General features: G+C 53.2%; 13 protein-coding genes and 1 pseudogene. 9 read left to right on the forward strand and 5 right to left on the reverse strand.

Annotation, left to right across the window (positions count from 1 at the left end; translation table 11 throughout):
• Positions 1-9: 9 nt before the first annotated feature.
• On the reverse strand, positions 10-1383 hold the full coding sequence (locus AC3Y2E_RS17205) for an ABC transporter substrate-binding protein (RefSeq protein ID WP_379212449.1): 1374 nt from the start codon (positions 1381-1383) through the stop codon (positions 10-12).
• A gap of 17 nt (positions 1384-1400) precedes the next feature.
• A complete protein-coding gene (locus tag AC3Y2E_RS17210) occupies positions 1401-2633 on the reverse strand; it encodes a Gfo/Idh/MocA family protein (RefSeq protein ID WP_379212451.1) in 1233 nt (410 codons plus the stop codon).
• Between the two features lie 196 nt (positions 2634-2829).
• On the opposite strand from AC3Y2E_RS17210, the gene AC3Y2E_RS17215 reads away from it, so the two are divergent.
• The 3 genes from AC3Y2E_RS17215 (at position 2830) to AC3Y2E_RS17225 (ending at position 7163) form a co-directional block, all read left to right on the forward strand.
• The gene (locus AC3Y2E_RS17215) at positions 2830-5742 is read left to right on the forward strand and encodes a TIM-barrel domain-containing protein (RefSeq protein ID WP_379212453.1); all 2913 of its coding nucleotides are present in this window, start codon (positions 2830-2832) and stop codon (positions 5740-5742) included.
• An 83-nt stretch (positions 5743-5825) separates the two neighbouring features.
• Positions 5826-6326, forward strand: coding sequence for a DinB family protein (locus tag AC3Y2E_RS17220; protein WP_379212455.1), 501 nt, complete (start codon positions 5826-5828; stop codon positions 6324-6326).
• Between the two features lie 273 nt (positions 6327-6599).
• Positions 6600-7163, forward strand: coding sequence for a hypothetical protein (locus tag AC3Y2E_RS17225; protein WP_379212457.1), 564 nt, complete (start codon positions 6600-6602; stop codon positions 7161-7163).
• Positions 7164-7417: 254 nt separating this feature from the next.
• On the opposite strand, the pseudogene AC3Y2E_RS17230 reads toward AC3Y2E_RS17225, so the two are convergent.
• Together AC3Y2E_RS17230 and AC3Y2E_RS17235 are read right to left on the reverse strand one after the other, a co-directional pair.
• Positions 7418-7615 (reverse strand): annotated as a pseudogene (locus AC3Y2E_RS17230) (GNAT family N-acetyltransferase); the annotation flags it as partial.
• Positions 7616-7688: 73 nt separating this feature from the next.
• Positions 7689-8933: a multidrug effflux MFS transporter gene (locus tag AC3Y2E_RS17235; RefSeq protein ID WP_379212459.1), complete on the reverse strand. Its 1245-nt coding sequence runs from the start codon at positions 8931-8933 to the stop codon at positions 7689-7691.
• A 464-nt stretch (positions 8934-9397) separates the two neighbouring features.
• Here AC3Y2E_RS17235 and AC3Y2E_RS17240 point away from each other — a divergent pair, with 464 nt between their 5' ends.
• The 3 genes from AC3Y2E_RS17240 (at position 9398) to AC3Y2E_RS17250 (ending at position 12190) form a co-directional block, all read left to right on the forward strand.
• Complete coding sequence (locus tag AC3Y2E_RS17240; protein ID WP_332072758.1) at positions 9398-9826, forward strand: hypothetical protein; 429 nt, start codon at positions 9398-9400, stop codon at positions 9824-9826.
• Between the two features lie 4 nt (positions 9827-9830).
• Positions 9831-11576: an SPFH domain-containing protein gene (locus tag AC3Y2E_RS17245; protein ID WP_379212461.1), complete on the forward strand. Its 1746-nt coding sequence runs from the start codon at positions 9831-9833 to the stop codon at positions 11574-11576.
• 182 nt (positions 11577-11758) lie between these two features.
• Positions 11759-12190, forward strand: a complete 432-nt coding sequence (locus AC3Y2E_RS17250) for a hypothetical protein (protein ID WP_379212462.1) — start codon at positions 11759-11761, stop codon at positions 12188-12190.
• 447 nt (positions 12191-12637) lie between these two features.
• On the opposite strand, the gene AC3Y2E_RS17255 is transcribed toward AC3Y2E_RS17250, so the two are convergent.
• Complete coding sequence (locus AC3Y2E_RS17255) at positions 12638-14017, reverse strand: extracellular solute-binding protein (protein ID WP_379212463.1); 1380 nt, start codon at positions 14015-14017, stop codon at positions 12638-12640.
• Between the two features lie 602 nt (positions 14018-14619).
• Here AC3Y2E_RS17255 and AC3Y2E_RS17260 point away from each other — a divergent pair.
• From AC3Y2E_RS17260 to AC3Y2E_RS17270, 3 genes are read left to right on the forward strand one after another with little or no spacing between them, the layout of a single operon-like run.
• Positions 14620-16383: a polysaccharide deacetylase family protein gene (locus AC3Y2E_RS17260; RefSeq protein ID WP_379212465.1), complete on the forward strand. Its 1764-nt coding sequence runs from the start codon at positions 14620-14622 to the stop codon at positions 16381-16383.
• Positions 16384-16428: 45 nt separating this feature from the next.
• Positions 16429-19494, forward strand: coding sequence for a heparinase II/III domain-containing protein (locus AC3Y2E_RS17265; RefSeq protein WP_379212468.1), 3066 nt, complete (start codon positions 16429-16431; stop codon positions 19492-19494).
• A gap of 14 nt (positions 19495-19508) precedes the next feature.
• Positions 19509-20849, forward strand: coding sequence for an ABC transporter substrate-binding protein (locus AC3Y2E_RS17270; RefSeq protein ID WP_379212470.1), 1341 nt, complete (start codon positions 19509-19511; stop codon positions 20847-20849).
• The last annotated feature ends 2 nt before the right edge of the window (positions 20850-20851 follow it).

Genomic DNA, 20851 nt, shown 5'->3' on the forward strand with positions numbered 1-20851 from the left:
CCTTGCCGGTTACTTCGCGTTTTGTCTTAACGCATTAATCTCTTTCGTCGCTTCTTCCTCCGCTTGGCGGAACAGGGTGTTGATGTCGGTTTGTCCTTGTGCCAGCTGTAAGGCGCCGTTAGTATAAAACCGGTCGATGGCGGCGCCGTAAGGCGGAGTTTTAAATGCGATCGAAGCCATCTTGTTATAAAATAAGGCCGAATAATTTTTATTGCTGAAGGCGGACTTGCTGCCGAAGGCTTGCTTTACGCTCTCCAGTTTCAGCACCGGCATTTGTCCCTTCTCGGATATTTCTTTCTGGTATTCTTCGGAAAGCAGGAATTTCAAGGCCGTCATAGCGGCATCCTTGTTCTCACTGAATGAAGTGATGCCCATCTGGATCGGATAAGGCTGCGCGCCAACTCCCGGTTTTTCGTGAAAAGCAGGCAGCGCCGCGATGTCCCAATCGATCTGTTTCATTTCCTCGCCCAAGGCGGTGATCAATCCCGACGAATAGCCGTACATGGCTAACGTTTGGTCCCGTACGAAGGTGTAATGGTCGGGTATTTTTTTCAGTCGGATCGTTTCCGTGCGGGCGATTTCATTTTCGAATGGACGAACAAACAACGTTTCGAACAACGGTTTCCAAAGCGGGTTCGTGTTAATTGTCGGTGTCATCGTTAATGGATCGACGCTCGGCAGCGAAAACTGATTCTGGTTGGCGGTGTTGGCCGGATTTACGGTTAATCCGACATAAGAGGTACCGGATTCCTGCCGGGTCAGCTTTCGCCCCAATTCGATCGCTTCATCCCAGGTCATGCCGTTTTGCGGGAAGGGGACGCCGAATTTCTGGAACAATGTCTTGTTGTAGTATAAGGTCATCACGTTGTTTTGAATCGGGAAACCGTAGATCGCACCGCCTGTGACACCATTCATATACTCCACGTAAACCGGGTCCAGATCAGACAAGGAGACGTTATGTTTCTTGATCAGCTCGCGCATATCATATTCCATGCCGCTTTCGATCATATAACGTTCGAAGTTGCCGATGGTAGTAAAGAAAATGTCGAATTTCGTGCCCGAGGCCAGTAAATCCTGCAACGATGTACCTGTTGCGGCGCGGATGTATCCGATCGTGTAGTTCGGAAATTTTTTACGCAGGGCATTGCCGAAGGATTGATCGAAGCTTTCTTCGGAGTTGCCGTTATTGGAGTAAAATACAAGCTTCGCTTGTTCGTTCCGGCCGTCTTGCGGGGAGGCGTCCCCGGCCTCGCGAATGGTTTCAGCCGGAGCGGAAGCGCAGCCGGACGCAAGCACCAGCAGCAAGGCTGTCATGGCAGCCCGGCAACTGACGGCTCGCTTGGCTTTACTTGAAATGGTCGGAATGGGTTTCACGGATTTCACGGATGTTCTCTCCTTTATCATCGCTGGTTGGTGATTGCATTCGGATTCAACAGCTCTTGGATCGTGACTTTCCGTTGTTCCTGGATCGAGATATTCGCGGCCGCTCCGATGAGCATGGACAGGGCGCCTTCCCACGAACCGGCCCGCTGCCCCAACGGATCAACCGGTTCGTTCTGCACGAACATTTTGCGGATGCGGTCGTCGCTCCCTCCATGCGAACCCGTTGCTTTTCGGGCTTCATACACGACTTTTTCCCCTTTTCGATTGAAGAGGTGAATTTGCTGCGTCGGCTCGTCCGCTCTGTCGCCGGTGTAATATTCGCCGGCCTCGATTCTGCCCTTGGTGCCATTGAAGGTGGCGGTCCAATTTTTATACGGGCTGTGCGCAACCAGGGAGTAATTCAAGACTGCACCTTTCCGGTAGCGGACATGGACAGACATCGTATCGTAAATATCGATATCGTCGCCGAATACGCACCGATCGCGAATATAGCCGTCGTCCGTCTCGCTTTTATAAAAATAGTCGTTGTTGAACGGGTGTTGCGTAATATCGAAATAAAACTCGCATGTGCTTGCAAAGCTGCAATTCAAGCAGCGGAAGCCGCGTTCCTCGCGCGTCGGGCCGAAATAACGCCGTTCACCGAAGGCGCTTACATCAACGGGCTCATCGCACAGCCACCAGTTGGCCAGATCGAAGTGATGTGTCGACTTATGGACGAGCAGTCCGCCGCTGTTGCTCATATGGCGATGCCATCTCCGGAAATATTGCGCCCCATGGTTCGAGTCCAAATACCAGTTGTAGTCCACGCTGAGGATGTCTCCGATCGTACCGGCGTCCAGCAGCTCTTTTACCCGCATCATGTAGGGCATATAGCGGCAATTGAAAGCGACCTTGATGCTGCGACCGGTCCGTTTCTCGGCATCCAGAATGGACTGGCATTTCACGGCATCTGTAGTCATCGGTTTCTCGGTAATGACGTCCAGTCCGGCTTCCAATGTCCGGATAATGAAGGCATCATGCGTACTGTCCATCGTCGTGATCAATACAAGATCCGTGCCGCTCTTCTGCAGCATGCTGTCGAAGCTGTCGTAAACCGGAACATGTCCGCATTCTTCCGCGAGCAAGCGCGCTCTGGACGGATTCTGATCATAGACGCCTACCAGTTCGACCTCTTCGCGAAATTGTGTGGCCAACGGTTTCACGAGAATATGAGCGCGCGCTCCCGCGCCGGCAACCGCTATTTTTTTCAACTTGTGCGCCCCCTTGGTTTCATTTGATTGAAATGTGCACCCTCAGATTAGCATGGATGAATGGTGCAGAGTATGTGCGTACGATAACCATTGTTTGACGATCGATAACCAACTCCTCTGTTATCATGGATGTTCATAACCTTCCATCCGTGTTCCGGAGGAAATATCGATCATAAAAGAGGAGAGTGAACGGTGCATGCGGAGATACGATGGAGACGGTCCGGCGGCTGATGGTGAACGCGGTCTGCAAACGGGTTGGTCAAACGGAGGAAAGCTGGCGGCCTTCGCGGTCGCGCCCCGTACGTTTCGCATCCGGGCAAAGGCTCACGGAGATTTTACCGAATCGACGCTTCATCGATACGGCATCTTGCGGAAGACGGGCCGGACCGTCGCAGTGGAGACGGAAGAAACGGAGTACTCGTTCACCATACGTACCGAACAGGCTAGCCTGCACATCGGGAGTGCCGACGGACCGATCACGTTTCGAGGTTCGGGCAAGGAACGTTTGCCGCTTACGATGTCGGCCCTGACGATCGGCGCGGAGGGGGGATTTGATATCCGCTTTGCCTTGACGGAGGGGGAACGGCTCTACGGCTTGGGGAATGCCGTACCTGATCGGCTTCAACTGCGCGGCAGCCGAACTGTCCTGTCGGCCACGCCAGACGGATGCCCGGTACCGGTTCCTTTCGTAATGAGCAGCGGCGGTTGGGCTTTATTGATCAATACGACATGGCCGCAAGCCTTCGATCTGGGCCATACGAATCCGGACGAGATGAGGATCACTGCTGAAGAAGGGGAGCTTGATCTTTACGTATTCGGCGGAGACGATTACCGGGAGTTGTTGGAGCGGTACACGGATATTGCCGGCAAGCCCAGGCTGCTGCCGATCTGGGCGTACGGTTTGGCCTATATTCGCGACATGACGACCCATGATCGGGAGTTGCTGGACGACGTACTGAAGTTCCGGCAGGAAGGCATCCCATGCGATCTCATCGGTCTAGGCAGCGGCTGGAACGATACAGGCAACGGGGAAGCGACGGATATGCGGTGGCATTCGACGCGTTTTTCCGCGCCGACAGGCGGTCAGGACCGCTCGTTTACGTTTATGGACATGCTGCAGCGGCATGGCTTCAAGCTCGGCCTGCTCATGCACTGCATCAACTATGATCTGACAGCGTATGCGGAAGTTTCTGTGAGCCAAGCAGCCGGAAGCGGTACTGATGTCGAGCCGGAGCCATGGTATGCTCATTTGCGCCCGTTCGCCGAAGAGGGGGTCGCGTCCTTTCGCTACTCCTCCTACAGTCAGATGAGCATGGAAACGGAACGGAACCGGAAGTGGACGAATGGCATGAAAGACCGCGAGCTGTGCAATTTGTATCCGGTGCTGCTGGTCAAGCAAACTTATGACGGATATGTGGAGCAAACGGGGAAAAGACCGTTTATCCATTGCGTTTCGGGGTATACCGGCATTCAGCAGTTTACCGCTTTGGAATCGGGCCGATACAACAGCGGCGTCGCGGCGGCTGTTCAGGCGCTAAGCATGGGCTTGTCGGGTCATGCGCACACCGCTTCCCATATTAACGTGGATATGCGCGAAAGCATCCATGCCGGTTTTTTGCAGCCCTGGTCGTTTATCAATAGCGGCAGCTACTTCCGGAATCCGTGCGTTCTGGAAAAACCTCTTCGGGACATGTTCCGCAAATACACCAGATTGAGGTACCGGCTGCTGCCATACGTGTATGCAACGGCGCACGTTGCCGCTCGTACGGGAATGCCGATTGCCCGAGCGATGCCGCTTATGTTTCCGGACGACCCGCATTGCGGGGAATTGCGTCAGCAGTACATGCTGGGACCGTTTTTGCTGGTAGCCGTTTTTACCGATCGCGTTTACTTGCCTGCAGGCTGTTGGATCAACTACTGGACGGGCGAAACGGTTGATGGCGGACAGACGGTTTCTTGCACGACCCCTGACGAGGCGGGAGGTCCTTTGTTTGTACGCGCAGGCGCGATTTTACCGTTGTGGCCGGAAATCGAATATGTGGGGCAGACGGAGATTACACGCATGACGCTGCATATTTATCCGGGAGAGCGCAGTCGGTTTACGATAGTTGAGGATGACGGGATAACGTTGGCCCAGGAGCATGGCCATATGGCCACTACAGAAGTTTCCTGCGAGTCGGAAGCCGGACAGATCACGGTGATAATCGGGCCTCGAACCGGATCGTATGCCGGAATGCCGGACAAGCGGAGCTACGAGCTGTCTGTATTCACCGGCGGCCGACCAGCCGGTATCGAACTGAACGGGATGCCGCTGCCGGAAAAGGGGGGCAAGGCGAAGTCGCGATCCGGATGGCGATATATCCGACAAACCCGATGCGTTCAACTGGAAATTTCGGATGCTGCGCGGACGGGGGCGAAGGTGAAGGTAAGCCTGGTCGATCCGGCTGCAAGTCTGCCGGAAAGGGGGGAAGCGGTAGCTGCCGTGTCGGGAGCCGTTGCCGACGAGGAATTGATTATAGGCTTGGAGACAACGGACAAGGAATCGTTCGGCATGTTGCTCTCGAACTGGTGGAATCAAGCAGGAGACGACTGGCGGCTGCGCCTGCTGCACGGCTGCTCCTTGTTCATCAGCTATATAAACCGTCGTGGGTGGGCGGCTTCGGAGGTGTGGGGCAAAGACTTGGAGCCTGTTTACACGATGCATCGAATCCGGGCTCCGGCTCAGGGACTCGCTTTGCTCAGCCGCCTTGCCTGGCGGATCATGGACCTTGCGCGTCCTCCGGCCGGCGCCGACATGCACCCCGTGATCCGGCAGGCGCTGACGATCGTGGAGACCGAGCTGAAGCAAAAGCTTTCTTTACAGCAGGTCGCGCAGCGAACCAATGTGCATCCGTTTTATTTGAGCCGCCTGTTCAAACGGCATGTCGGACAACCGTTCTCCAGATACATTTTGATGCAGCGGATGAACCGGGCCCGATCGTATCTGGAATCCGGCATGAAAGTGTACGAAGCGGCTGCCGAAAGCGGTTTTCAGGATACGAGCCACTTTTCGAGAGTGTTTGCGAAGTATTGGGGCTCCCCGCCCGAGACGTTCAAACGCGGCAGATAACGTTCATTCTTGAACCGCAAGGAGCTGTCTCGAAAGGGGAGAGCAACATGTGGTAAGATATGGAATAGAGGAGGGGATTTATCATGGAGCTTCAGGAAATCAGGCAACACTTAAAAGAAACGAGAGACGGTTTGCTGGAAATGATTAAAGATCTGAGTGAAGAGCAATTAAACAAACGGAAAGATCCCCGCAGCTGGAGTATCGGCCAGGTGTGCCAGCACTTGAGTAGGACAGAGGAATTGTACGTGATGGCAATAAAAAAAGCGTTAAAGAGTAATGAGGATTCACCCGTAGAAAATAAACCGTTACAATTTATGCTGGATCGGAGTCATAAATGGGAAGCCCCCGACATTGCCAGACCGACCGATGAAATCGTGCGAGCCGAATCGATCATTGAAAAGCTGCACCATTCCCGAGAAAGGTTGAATGAACTATTAAACGCACTAGAAGATCCGTCCTTGCTGAACCGAAGACATTTTACACATCCGGTCTTCAAAGAGATGTTGTTGTCGGACTGGGTCAGATCGCTGTATTTACATGAACTAAGGCATATGGAACAAATCAAAGAGGGGCTTTCTCTGTAGAGGCAGCCATAGCATTTTATCGGAATATGTTCACAGCCATATCAGATTTTTAAAGGGAATTATTCATTTTGATGAGCGCCAAGTTGGAAAAGAAACTATTGATGAGCGATGTATCTGAATAATTGTTCAGCAAATCCATCTGGTCCTTGAATCCCAAGGACTTTTTTTTGTTCTTTGAATAAGAAACTCCAAAGGGTATAATGCATTATATTCAAATAATCAAATATTTAAATCGAAAGAAGTTTTTTTATATAAACGGAAAGGTGTGATTGCATGTCTGGTATGCAAGAGATGGTATGCTCTACAACAAAACAAAAAGTGATCGAGGTCGGTCTTGACTTTCTCCAAGGGGTAGGGGCAGATCATATCTGTCGAGTTTGTATTGCTGGCGGTAGTTCCTGCTGCTCGGGTTGCCGCTCGATCAAACATGGTTTCGGTTGTCAAAAACGGAATACAAGCTGCACGGCATGGCTGTGCGGGTTCCTAAAGTTTATCTTCTACAAAGCGGGCTTCATCCACGAGTGGAAACAATTCTGGGATCAAGTACCAGGACAAGATTATCGGGAAGACTTCACACCTCCTTATTTTCCTGTTCGCATGTGGTTGGATAAACCGAATATTCGTTTTTTATCCGAAGCTTTTGCGGAAGATTTGCACGAGTTGAATCCTTACAATAATGTGTTCTGGCTCATTGAAATTAAAGAGACGCTCGATCGGCATATAGATAACCTTATGAAATGTTCCGATCCGAAAGTCAAAAGAAAAATCGAGAAAAAAATTAATTTTTTGACCAAAGATTTTCGACGTTTTCATCTGGCGGCAGAACAACTTGTTTAATGATGTACTGAAAGTGCCGATAGTTGCATGTGACCGGGGGGGCAGCCAAGCTCGCACAGGTCCAACTGCTGTTCCCACCGTTGATCAGCGCGTCGGGCCTGACCTATCTCGTGCATCAAGCAGTTAATCGTGTGATTAAGCAAGCCCGCAGACGTAGAAAATCCAGCAAAGCGGCGGCAAGCAAGAGGAGGGGAGCGGCTCAAGCCGCTGCGATCGTATCATGCGATGTGGCGGGGGTTTTTGATCCCCGTTCACTAAAGCTGTAACTCCAATCGTCTAAACTTGTCTTTCATGCCCATGGATTCATATAATCCGACAGCTTCTTTATTTGCTGCATACACATCTAACTCAACTGCATCTACTTTCATTTGGTCTGCGTAATCTATAATAAACTGAAACATGGCACGACCAATCCCTTTTCCTCTATACGCTTCGCTAACGCAAAGAAACCGTTCCTTGGTGAAATGGAAGGGCGAGCCACCATTTCAAGGAGACGGTTTCTTTGTTCATTCAACAGGGCACGGATCAACTGTGCTTGCCGGTAGACGGAGCTGTCGATGGATCAGGTAGATCGGTTCCCCGCGATTTTTTTCTTACCAGAAAGAAATAAGCCAGCATGGCTGCGGCGCTCGTCAATAAAATAATTACACCCAGCGGAACGGCAGTGTCTTCACCCGCGATGCCGACCAGCGGGGAAACGACGGCTCCCAGCAAGAAGGGAATGACCCCGAGCAGCGCGGCGGCGCTACCCGCCATCCGGCTCTGGCTCTCCATCGCAAGCGGGAAAGCCGCGGTTGATGTAATGCCGATTGCCGCTACGAAGAAAAACAGCGGAATCACTAATGCGAAAAGAGGGCCGTGAACGATAGCCACCACCAAGACAGCGACGCTTGCCAGACAGGCTAGCCATAGGCCGAACAACAGAAAGGTTTGTTCGGATACGCGATGCGCCATCCGCCCGACCAGTTGGGAACCGATGATCAGGCTGATGCCGTTCGACCCGAACAACAGGGCGAATACGGTCGGCGAGGCCCCGTAAATGTTTTGATAAATAAAAGGCGTTCCCGAAACGTACGCGAAAACCCCCGCGATCATAATACCCTGTGCCAGCATATAGCCGACGAACTGGCGATCCCGCAAGAGCGATCCATAGTTCCGCAACTGCTCTACGAAATTGCTGGGCCTGCGGCGATCGGGTGGCAAAGTCTCCTGCAGCTGCCATTTGGTCATCGTCAACAGGTAGATTCCCAGCAGGGCGAGCGCTAGAAATACGCCGACCCAGGTGGTGAAAGAAAGAATCCCGCTCCCGGTAACCGGTGCGACGAGCGGACCCAAATTACCGACAAGCAAGAGCATCGAGAAAAATTTGGTAAGCTCGTGACCGCTGTACAGGTCGCGTGCGATCGCGCGGGAAATGACGATGCCCGCGGAAGCGGCAAAACCTTGCACGAACCGGAAGGCGATCAAGAGCCCGATATTCGGCGAGAATGCGCAAGCTAACGAAGCGGCCACATAAACGGCCATAGAGATAAGCAGCGGATAACGTCTGCCATAAACGTCGCTCAGCGAACCCATGACGAGCTGACCGATGCCAAGTCCGAGCAAACAAGCGGTCAGGCTGAGCTGCACCAGCGAAGCTGTCGTATCGAATTGCTTCACAATCTCCGGAAACGCCGGTAAATACATATCGATCGTAAAAGGCCCGAGTGTCGAAAATAATCCGAGCAGTAAAACCAGTCTAACCACATGCTGTTTGTTCTTGTTGTTCATAATAAAGCGAATCTCCTATTCTTCATTCCATATCCGAAACTCTTAATCTCTAGTTGCCGATTTCGAAGCTGCACCAGTTCCGGAAGCCGGCTTGTACGATTCCAAGAGGAGAGTCTGTTTTTCATCCTATCACAACTGTGCGGATTCCGACAACCGATGTAGGGGGGCGAGCTGAATGGCAATCTGCGTTTTTTCCGCACCGGCCATCATCCCTCCATCTTTTAAATTGCATGCGATACCGCCGAATTCGTCCTGCATTTTGCTTGAATGAGGAGGAGGTAATGAATCTGATGCTGGCCGTAATAGGGGAATTTTCGACTTTCTGTGCTAATATTATGCAGTTTTTGTTGAGAACGACTATAATAGTATAAGTTTGGTTCGTTTAGTTCCTTAACATCCATATCGACGGGGAGGAGATTCGTATTGACCTGTATTTGATTCTTTTCGGTGTAGGGATTCTGCTTGTGGTATTAGCCATGTTCCATGTGGACTTGGGAGACTACATCGGTATTGAAACTTTGACCCTTGCATGCTGTTTCATGTCGTTTGGAGCTTGTGGTTACATAACCCGCAACTGGATCATCGCAGCGGTGTTTGCTATCATTTTCACAATTGCCGTTCATTTCTTAGTGGTAGTCAAACTCCGCAAGATGCAGAACTCCAATGGAGCTTCTGAGGCCAGTTTGGTCGGTATGAGTGCTATCGTAACGGTCCCGATCTCGGAAACAGGCGTGGGTGAGATTTACTTCCCAAGGGGGATTTCCGTATCCAATCAACCCGCCAGCAGTTTTGACAAGGTAGCGATACCTAGCGGCAGGAAGGTCCACGTCATTGATGTGAAAGACGGCATTTGCCTGGTAAGTAAAATAATAGATCTGGACGAGGAGGAATAATTCTATGTTTGAGTTAAGCAGTACACTGATTCTTGGCGGTATCGGGGTAGCCGTACTAATCGTGGCGGTATTGGTATTCATTAACCGCTACCGTACGGTTTCTTCCAACGAAGCGATGATCGTTACGGGGAACATGCTCGGTTCGAGGAACATCGTCGAATCGGAGAACCAGAACGGCGGTCGGATCAAGATCATCAAAGGCGGCGGCGCGCTCGTTCTGCCAGTCGTGCAGGTTGAAAAACGTCTGAGCTTGAAATCTCACATGATTGAGGTTCGAACACCCGAAGTGTACACAGAAGAAGGCGTTCCGGTTCAGGTGGATGCGACAGCGCTCATTAAGGTCGGCAGTATGATCGAGGATATCGCCAAAGCGGCAGAGCGTTACCTGGATAAGTCCGATGAAGTCCTTAAGCTCGAAGCGGGCGAGGTGCTTGAAGGTCACCTCCGTTCCATTCTCGGTTCGATGACGGTAGAGGAAATCTACAAAAACCGTGATAAGTTTGCTCAAGACGTGCAGGCGGTTGCCGTGGTTGACTTGAAGAAAATGGGTCTGGCCATCGACTCCTTCACGATCAAAGACGTTCGCGATAAACACGAGTACCTTGCTTCTCTTGGTAAACCCCGGATTGCGCAGGTGAAGCGCGATGCTGACATTGCCGAAGCGGAAGCTCTGCAGCAAGCCCGGGTTAAAAAGGCGGAGGCTGAGCAAATTGCCCGCCAGGCTGAGCTAGAGCGTGAAGCAAAGATTGAAGAAGCTACTAAGGATCGCAACCTGAAAGTGTCGCAGTTTAAAGAAGAGTCGGACAAAGCGAAAGCGAAGGCGGATGTCGCCTACTCGGTACAAAAAGCGGTCTCCGACCGCGAAGCTGTCGAGGCGGAGATGCAAGTGCAAAAGATCAAGCTTGAGCGCGAGACGGAACTCGCTGAAAAGCAAGTTGCCCTTACGACCCAGAAGCTCGAGGCGGAAGTTAAGGTTAAAGCCGACGCCGAGGTTTATGAGCGTTCGCAAAAAGCCGAAGCCGCCAAAATCGAGCAAGAACGCCAGGCTGAAGCAGATGCGACGAAACGCCGTCTGCAAGCGGAAGCGGAATCCAAGGCGAAAGAGCTGGAAGGGAAAGCGGAAGCCGAAGTGACCAAGGCGAAAGGTCTTGCCGAAGCGGCTTCTACACGTGAAAAAGGTTCCGCTGAAGCGGACGTTGCTCAGCGTCTGGCGCAAGTCGAAGTCGAGAAGGAAATGGGTCTTGCCGACGCCGCGCTGAAACTGGGTCAACTGCGTTATGTCGAGCTGATCACGGCTGTCCTGCCTGAAGTTGCAGGTAAGATTGCGGAGCCTATGGCCAACATCGATAAGCTGACGATCATCGACGCTAACGGCAACGGTGAAGCCGGAAGCGGTATGGGGAAAGTTACGAGCCAAGTGACGAACCTCATGAAGTTCCTGCCGGAAGTGGTAAACGACATGACGGGGATCAAGCTGGGTGACGTTCTTGCCCACATGACCAACGGCCGTGTCGGTCAAACGGGTGAATTCGACCCGAACAGCATCGCCCAGCTCTTGAAGCAGGCTAAAGGCGTTGATCCTCAAGTTCTTTCACTTCTTCTGCAAAGCGCCGGTATCAGCGGTCTGACGGGTACAAACTCCGCACCTGTAATGGAAACGTCTAGCAGTGCCGCTGCGGAATCTTCCTCCGAAACGGAGGGTGTTGGCAGTGAACCCGGTGAGAAAGCTTCCCCGGAGAACGACAAGTAGATCCTAGCAAGACGGTAAGAGAGTAGTGCGGTTTTACGCCGGCTGCTCTCTTTTTTGTGCGTTCCTCCATAACTAAGCGGCTAACTCTCATTTCCACCATCTACCTGCGGAATGGTTATTTATGGGACAAATGTATGTCATAATAGATAAGAGCAGCAGTACCCTACATGGAGGTAATAGTGGTGAAAAGAATACTATTTTGTTCAGTTGTTATCGGTTCATTTTTTTTATTGATAAGCTGCAGCTCCCCTCCTTCATTAGCTATTACCGCAAATAAGAAAAAAATCGATACTGTAACCGGTAGTTATTGTTGGTCTGGCGCATTTACTGAGAAGTGTGTTGACACGCTTCCACCTTCCGAATTATTGGAAGTTAAGAAATACGATCCGGTTAAACTACCCAAGGCCGCGATAATTAATTTGAAGTTTGATGAAGAACCCCAAACAGTTGAGGTGCGAATCGAACAATCTGGCGGAAACAGCATACCTGCATCCGTAAGGCTGGAGGATAACAAATTAACACTGCCACAAGAAAACGGGATTTATTTGTACCATTTTTTCGCCAAATATAGCAAGGGGACGGTCACCTACATGTTTTCGATAAATGTAGAATGACTGCCTATATTTTTTGGGGCATCGTCCTCGCAAGCAAGAGGGGAACGGGCTCAAGTGGACGCGGATGGTTCCCACACCACCACCTCTGCAATGACATGGTGCCCTTTCCCTTTCCTTTCTTTTCCTTTTCATGTAAAAAGGTAGAGGGTTGCACGCAAAAGGGGCTGTCTCCAAGATATTTTGTGATGTTGGGAGCCCCGCCTCGGACCGATTCCTTAAGTAAAAGGACCTCAGCCTCCGCTTTCCAGTGGAAGTTGAGGTCCTTTCGTTTCTAAGATCGGGACGTTCCCGGGTCATCCGACAACCGGCATCCGACGTACAGGTTCGTCTCCGCCGCGGCCGGATTTGCGGCGATAATTCCTATACAAGATCGACGCCCGTTCGGCCGGACGTAACTCCCAGCGCGCGGTGTTTCGCTGTATGACGGTGGTCGGTCGACCACATGCCCTATACCCACCGGCGCGTGATAATGTCGTGCAGCTGCCCGGCGAAAGAAGAGGCGGACTCCAGGCCTGCCCAAAACCATTCCATGCCTTGCTCCAGATCCAGAATATCCATCGGATTCGGAAACAGCTCGTGCAGGAAATAACTATTTTCGATATCGTCGTTATGAATATTTAGCGAATGCAAATAATCGTCACTCCATACTTGCCGGTTTACTTGCTTCAGTACGGAGATGAACCGGGTCTGCTCGACCATGGATTTCTGGACATCTTCCCGGATTGAGGTCTGAATGAACAGATTGGCCAACTCGGAATTGCGGCACGTGGCAGGAATCGCGAGTAAATTTGCCACTACTGTCGTTGCTTCCGACGGGCCGAACGGCATCGCAGTAACTTGAGGTTCGAACGGCATTTGCTTTCTCCAACCGGCCAATTCCATCGATGTCGTCAGCACCATGGCCGCCCGCTGTCTGGGAAAGGCGTCCCCGTTGATAAGAAAACGCCGGCTCTGGAACAAGGTTGCAATCTTGTAGCGGAAGAGCAAGTCATGGATAAAGTCCAGCGAGTTTTGAAGCGGTTCGATTTGCTCCGACTTGGTGAAGAAGCGGACATCGTTTTGCAGAGCAAAAACAAGCCATCGGCTGAAAGTGGATGACAAGGATAGGCCGTACTGGTCCGTGATGCCGTCGCCGTTCGTATCGAGCGTTAATTTTTGGGCGGCGCGCAGCAGATCCTCCCGCACCCAATCGGCATTTGGCTTCGGTACGTTATATTTGTCGAACAGCCCGGGATTGTACGCCATGAAGATGGTTGAGAACGTCACCGGGATCGCTTTGAACCGGCCGTTCTCCTGAAAGGCCGACAGCAGCTTCGGATATATACCTGAGGCGGATTTGGATACGGAGCCGTGAAGCTCGCCGAACGCCGCGTCGTTCTCGATATCGGCGTACTGCCGATCCGTAATCAGCAGCAGGTCGGGCTCCATGCCACCGTTCATACAGTCCCAGAACGAACCGGCGGGATAGCCGACCACTTTCACCTGGACATGCGGATTCTCGCGCTCGAAGGTCTCGATGACGATCGGGAGACAGGCGTTCATAAATTCGGAAGGGGACGTGCAGACGATATGCAGCGTCTTATGCTGCTCCCCAGGTATAACCAGATCGGGCGAAACCATCGAGCCGCGAGAAGGCTGTTTGACAATAAGGCCTTCCTGCATAAGTTTATCCAGGGTAGCTCTGACGGATGTCCGGCTCATCCCGTAATATTCGCTTAACCGGTTTTCCGACAACAGGTACTCGCCGGGCTTGATGTAGCCCGAGTAGATTTGCTCGCGTAAAATATTGGCCAATTCCGTATATCTCAACTCGTTTTCTCTGCGCATGGGAACATATCCTTTTCTAAAATCATCGTATCGCTATTGTAGCAAAGCAAACCGGAATCATACAACATGGTTTTCGAACGATGACTTATATTTTTCCTTGTCAGATGATATGAAACCTTATATACTTTAAATCATCCGGTATCATACCGGTTCAATAATTTGAATGTAAACCAGTTGGAGATGAATCTTTGAGCGAAATGGGGGAGGCGTTTTTTTACGGAAATCAGGCGATCGGGGCAACAACAGCAACACAGGGCAACAGCACCAGCAACAGAGCAACAGAGCAACAGGGAACTCAGTTCAACAAGCCGCGAAATCCTTGTTGCCTCACTAAACAGAGCTTTTAAACGAAGCTATGTCCATGCCGAATGAGCCTGCGCCAAAGGCAGCTTTTCTCGGTTCAGAACGTCTTGGTCCGCTATTAGGCTTTGCGAACTGTGACCGTTACGACATCTAAGCGTTAACAAAGCTTCGAAACGGAGTAGTTGATGGTGCGTGACCTGCCGCTTTTCTTGCGAGCAAAGATTTTTATAACCGGTATGATTCCGGTCGCGAAACCGCTTTAACACAAACTGGCTGCGAATGGCATTGGGGGAACGCATATGGAACTGGCACGAATCGCGATATGGTTCGATCCGGAAGTTGCAGAAGCTCGCTGGCACTACGGAATGAATGTATTTGAAGCTTACTTGGAGGAACTGCTGAATCATCGGGGAATAACGTATGAGATGCCGAAGCGGCTGGATGACTTGCAGCGAAGCCGTTATGATCTGGTGCTGGTTGCCTTGGCCGCCGAGAACGAGGCTACGGTCGATGTCCTGTACCGCTTCGCCAGCGAGGGAGGGGGCGTTGTCTTGTTCGCCAATCTGAACCGGATGGCCGCAAGGTTCGGATATACCCGGATGCCGCGGTACCAATCCGGGTATGCCTGCTTCGGCTCCGGCGGGAAAGGAACGGATGGCACGGAATCTAGGCCGCTGCGCTTTCTCGATGCTTTGCCGTGGCAGCCATTCGGAGAAAACGCCGCTTCGGCTGGGAAGCTCGGGGAAATCCGGTTGGATGCGCTGCAGGACGACGCCCGCGTCGCCCAGCATGAGGTGCTGCCTGCGCTTCTCCGCTTTCGGGTCGGCACCGGCTTCGTCGACCGTTGGTCGGTCGGGCTGCTGACGACAATCGTGGGGCTGCAGCAAGGGTCCGCGCCGCTTGCCGAGGACGGCGCTCCGGCACCGGATGGCACGGCTTCCGTAAACGACGGAATTTTGAAGGCGGACGATACGATAGAGATGTGCTGGCAGCGCGACCGACGGGTCAGCGAGACCGGGGCTCCCTATTTCGCTTATCCCTACGCCGACGAATGGCGCGAGGTCATAATCGGACATCTCGTTCGGCGTGCAGCCGAGCACGGCTGGAGCGTTCCGTATATCGGCTACTGGCCGCCTGGGGTCGAAGCGGTCGCGATGATTTCCCACGACAGCGACGGCAATGACGAGGAGCACGGCATGACGACGCTTGAGCTGATGAAGGAGTGCGGCATCCGTACGACCTGGTGCATGATCGAGAGCGGATACACCCGGAAACTATATGACCGGATCGAACAGGACGGCCATGAAATCGCGTTCCACTATAATGCGATCGACCGGAACGGCTATTGGGCTGAGACTGAATTCAAGCGCCAGCTGGATCATTTGAGAGCGGTTGCAAGCGATACGGACGTCGTGTCGAACAAAAACCACGTTACCCGCTTCGAGGGCTGGGGCGAACTGTTCCGCTGGTGTGAAAAGTACGGCATCGAGAGCGACCAGACGAGAGGACCGAGCAAGAAGGGAAACGTCGGCTTTTTGTTCGGAACGTGCCACCCCTACCGGCCGATCGCCTGGTCGGAGGAACGAAACCGGCGGTACAATGTGCTGGAGATCGGGTTTTTGACCCAGGATCTGGATCATGGCAAGTGGACGGACACCAGTGTAATCGTTCCTTTCCTGGAGGAAGTGCGCCGTGCTGAAGGGGTTGCCCATTTCCTGTTCCACCAAGTGCATCTTCATCAAAAACCGCCCGTCCGGGAAGCGTTCCGGCGCACGGTTCAGGAAGCGAAGGCGCGAGGCTTCGAATTTTGGACCGGGAAGCGGATCAACGACTGGGAACGGGCCAGACGAGGCCTGCGAATCGTAAGCGTCGCGGACGATGGGGAAATCTCCGTGGCAGCCGGGACGGAGGAAGCAGAGAAGATCGAGGCGGTGCTGTATATTCCGGTTCCGGAGGGAGGAAGCGGCGAACAATCGCAAGACCCATCCGTCACGGTGCGTTATGGCGTTCCGACGATCCGAACTTCGAACGGGACGCCGCCGCTTATGCGGTCCGTAAAATAGTCCGTCATCTGCAGTCTGAACCGAAAGCGAGTTGAGAAGGAACGAATGGTTATCACGAACGCAAAGCGCAGGGTCACCCTATACACCCCAAGTAAAATCGCCAATGCGCGGGCGAATATCGCAACCTGCTCATGGGCCCGCGACTTGATGGAACGGGCGACCGCCAAGGCGGACGAGGCTTTGGCGCGCGGAGCGGACTTCTGGTGGAGCCTGATTCCTCCCCAGTCCGTTCCACGCAGCTACGCTACGAACCAGGTGGAAGGTTCACCGATTACCGGGAAAGCGTTTCTCGCTATGTACGGCCCTTACGGTTACACGCTGAATCTGGACGAACCCTGGACAATAACCGACCCGAGCAGCGGCTGCCAATTCCCGACCAACGACTTCGCCGCCTATTACGCCAGCGGCCTCGACCGGCACGGCATCTTCGATCCGCGACTCGCGGACCGAAGGCTTCTCGTAAACTCGCGTTATCCCGACAAAGGGGAGTCGTGGGGGGTCGACGACGGCTTCGGATGGGTGGACGAACAAGGCAACCGGTGGACATTCGTCGCCTATTACCATCACTTTTTGTGGAAAAACGTCGTGATGGACGTACTTACCGGCCTTCGGGACGCTTATCTGTATACGGGCGATATTCGTTATGCCCGGACAGGAGTCATCCTGCTGGACCGGATCGCAGACGTTTATCCCGATATGGATACACTGCCTTATGACAAAGCGGTATTCCTTAATTCTCACGGCGGAGACGGTCTCGGCAAAACGATCGGCTCGATATGGGAAACCCGTCTCGTCAAATTATACGCAAGCGCTTACGATGCGTTCTACCCGATGATGGACGACAGGGAAACGATTGACTTCCTTGCGCAAAAAGCGCGGCGGTACGGCCTAGGCAATACGAAAAGCACGGCGGAGGCGATCCGCCTGAACATCGAGAACGGCATAATCCGGGAAGTATATCCGGGGGTACGAACCGCGCGCATCCGCGGCAATACGGGCTACCACCAAAGCGCTCTGGCGATGGCGGCCGTCGTGCTCGACGAGCCCGGTACGACGGAGGAGTGGCTGCAATTCGTCTTCCAACCGGGCGCGTACTTGAAAAAGCCCGTCCATCATATATCCGGCGGCAACATGCTGGCCTCGCTCGTCAATCTCGTGGACAGGGACGGCCATGGCGACGAAGGCTCTCCCGGCTACAACAGCGGCTGGCTGGAAGGTTATGTGCTTATTTCCGATCTATTGTCCGGATACGACAACAGGCCGGGGGGCGCCGATTTGTACCGGAACGTAAGGCTGAAGCGCATGTTCCACTCCCAGCTTCCGCTGATCATGCTGGACCGGTATACAGCCCAGATCGGGGATACGGGATTGACCGGCAACGCTTTCCGCCTGATAGATCTGAAGGTGGCTGTGAAAGCCTACGAGCTATATCGCGAACCGGTGATGGCTCAAGTCGCCTATTTTCTAAACGGGAATTCGGCAGAGGGCATTCACGGCGATATATTCTCGGAAGAGGCGGACCGCCTGGCGGCTAGGATCAGACATGAGATCGACACGCACGGCGAGTGGAAGCCGCGGAGCGATCAGATGACCGGCTTCGGCTTTGCCGTTCTGCGGGATGGAGACAAAGCGGACCCGGCCTTCGGAGATACGAGGCGGGACATCTGGATGTATTACGGGCGTTCGGGGACGAGTCATGCCCATCGCGATAAGCTGAATATCGGCGTGCACGCTTTCGGTCTGGATTTGAGCCCTGATCTCGGATATCCGGAGGCGACGGGGATGTGGCCGAAGCGGCATGAGTGGGAGAACAATACGATCAGTCACAATACGGTAGTCGTGGACAACCGGAAGCAGAAAGGTTCCTGGGTCGGCCTTCCGCGTCATTTCGACGACGGTCCGCAAGTACAGCTGATCGAGGTGGAGGACCCGCAGGCGTATCCGCAAACCGATCTGTACCGGAGGACGACGGCTATGATCCGGGTGGATGAGACGAACAGCTACACGATCGATTTTTTTCGTATCAAGGGAGGCGGCGATCACCGCTACAGCTTCCACGGGACGGTAGGCGGCGTTACCGTCGAAGGACTGCGTCTCGTGCCGCAGACGGACGCAACGGGACAGTTCGCCGGAACCTACGCCGGACCGGACGTCCCCTACGGGATTCCGAACGATGCCGATCCCGAGGAGAAGCTGTATCAGGGAAGCGGCTATCATTACTTGCGGAATGTGGAGCGCGATACGGTTCCCCCTGAGCAGTTCAGCGTCGATTGGGCGGCCGTTGACTTTCGCGGCCTTTCGCCGGATGCGAGAGACGTCCATCTGCGATTGACCATGCTCGGAAAGGTTGACGACGTAGCTTTGGCCGACGGCGTGCCTCCGCAGAAACCGACCAACCCGCCGTCCCTGAAGTATGTCATCGCGCACCGGCAGGGGAACGATCTCGAATCGATTTTCAGCTCCGTGATAGAGCCTTACCGGGATCGCCGGTTTATCCGGTCTATCGAATCGCTGGAGGTGAGGAGGGCTGACGGGACGATTGCAGGGAACTTCGAAGCGAGAGCGATCCGCATCGCGCTGGAGGGCGGCAGGTCGGATACGGTCGTCTGCACGCTGTCGTCGGATACCGAGTATATCGTGGACGGGACGCTGAAGTTTGCCGGATTTTTCGGTGTATACGCGGAGCGGGACGGTCGCGAGGTGTTTGTCTATGCGAATGACGGCCGGTTCACGGACTTCTCCGGCGAGAGGCGCGCGTTTGCGGCGGGGACGGTCGTTGATTTTACGCGGGAACTTTCCTTTCGCAACGTACTCGTGGTGGAACTGGACGCATTGCCCGGGGACGGCGCCTGCGATACATGGGAAGACTGGATCGGCCGTTTCGTTTATGTGGCGAATGACGGAATCCGCAATGCGGCTTATCGGATTGAGCATGCCGAACGACTCGGCGGCGCGCGTTTCCGTCTCGATATCGGGGAAGCGTCCTTGGTGCGGCAGTATGCGGATGCGAACGATTTTTCCAAAGGATACGTGTACGACATTGCCGAAGGGGCAGCCTTCCGTATACCTTTGTCTCATTTGATCGTCAGAGAGAATAACCGTAACTCATAAGGGGGATGTTCAACATGTCTGTTAAAAGGTATGCCGCACCGGTAGCGATCATGGTTGCCGCCATCGTATTGGCGTCGGCCTGCTCGGGTGAACGGGAAGGGAAGCGAGGGGGAACCGACTCGGATTCCTCTCAGCTCCAGGAGCAAACGCCGGCCAAAAGAGAACCGGCGGAGGTGGTGTTTTATTCGAACAATAACGATCCGGCGGAAAGCTTCGACTACCGTTTCGGCAATACGCTGCGCAAGAAATTTCCCGAATATACGATCAAGTACATTCAAAGCCAAGGCATCACGCTTGAGCAAATGATCGCGACAAATACGACGTTCGACATTTTCTTCCAATCGATCGGGAATTATGAGAACTTTATGATGCCGGCCGCGCTCGAGTACGACATGACCGAACTGATCCGCGAGCACAAGGTCGACCTGAACAAGTTCGAGCCGACGATCATCGATGCGGTGCGGCAGGCTTCCGGCGGGAAAATGTACGGCTTGCCCGTCTTCACCAGCAATCTCGTCCTTTATTACAATAAGACGTTATTCGACAAGTTCGGCGTGCCGTATCCGAAATCCGGCGCCACTTGGGAGGAAACGATCGCAACGGCCAAGAAGATGGCCCGCATCGAAGACGGCGTCTCCTATTTCGGCATGACCCATTCCCAGAAGCATATGTTCCGGTTAAATCCGCTCTCGATCCCGAATGCCGATCTGGCATCCAACGCGCCCACCATCAATAAGGACGAACGCTGGAAAACGTTCTATCGCACGCTGTTCATGGACCCTTTCCAAGATTCCGTCGTAACCGATTATATGAGAACTTCGGGGAAAATTCCGGATATCTACGATTTTACCGATAAGCAGAGGGTAGCGATGTTCCCTTACTTGTCCAGTCTGATCTACGCATGGGAGCAGCAGCTTAAGGCGTTCAACTGGGATATCGTCGCACTGCCATCCTTCTCCAATCTCCCGAATACGGGCTCGCCTTCTTATCCGACCTACTTCGGCATTACGAAAACATCGAAGAGCAAGGCGGCCGCTATGGAAGTATTGAAATATATGGTATCCGACGAGTTTCAGATGGAGCTGGCCCGAAAAGGCATTATGCCGGTCTTGAAAAACGATGAGGTGCTGAAAACGTTCGGTACGGAATCGCCGTTCAAGGATAAAAACCTGAAAGCCGTATTTGAGAAAAAATTTGCACCGAACGCTCCCAAAGCGCTTTACGACGCAAAGCTGATCGATCTGTACACGACCTACGGACTGAAACTGCAAAAAGGTGAGCTCGATCTGAACACGGCACTGCGCCAGGCGGATGAGGATGCTGTGAAAGTAATAGCGGAGGCATTAAAACAATAAGG

It is taken from the genome of Paenibacillus sp. MAH-35, assembly GCF_058135425.1.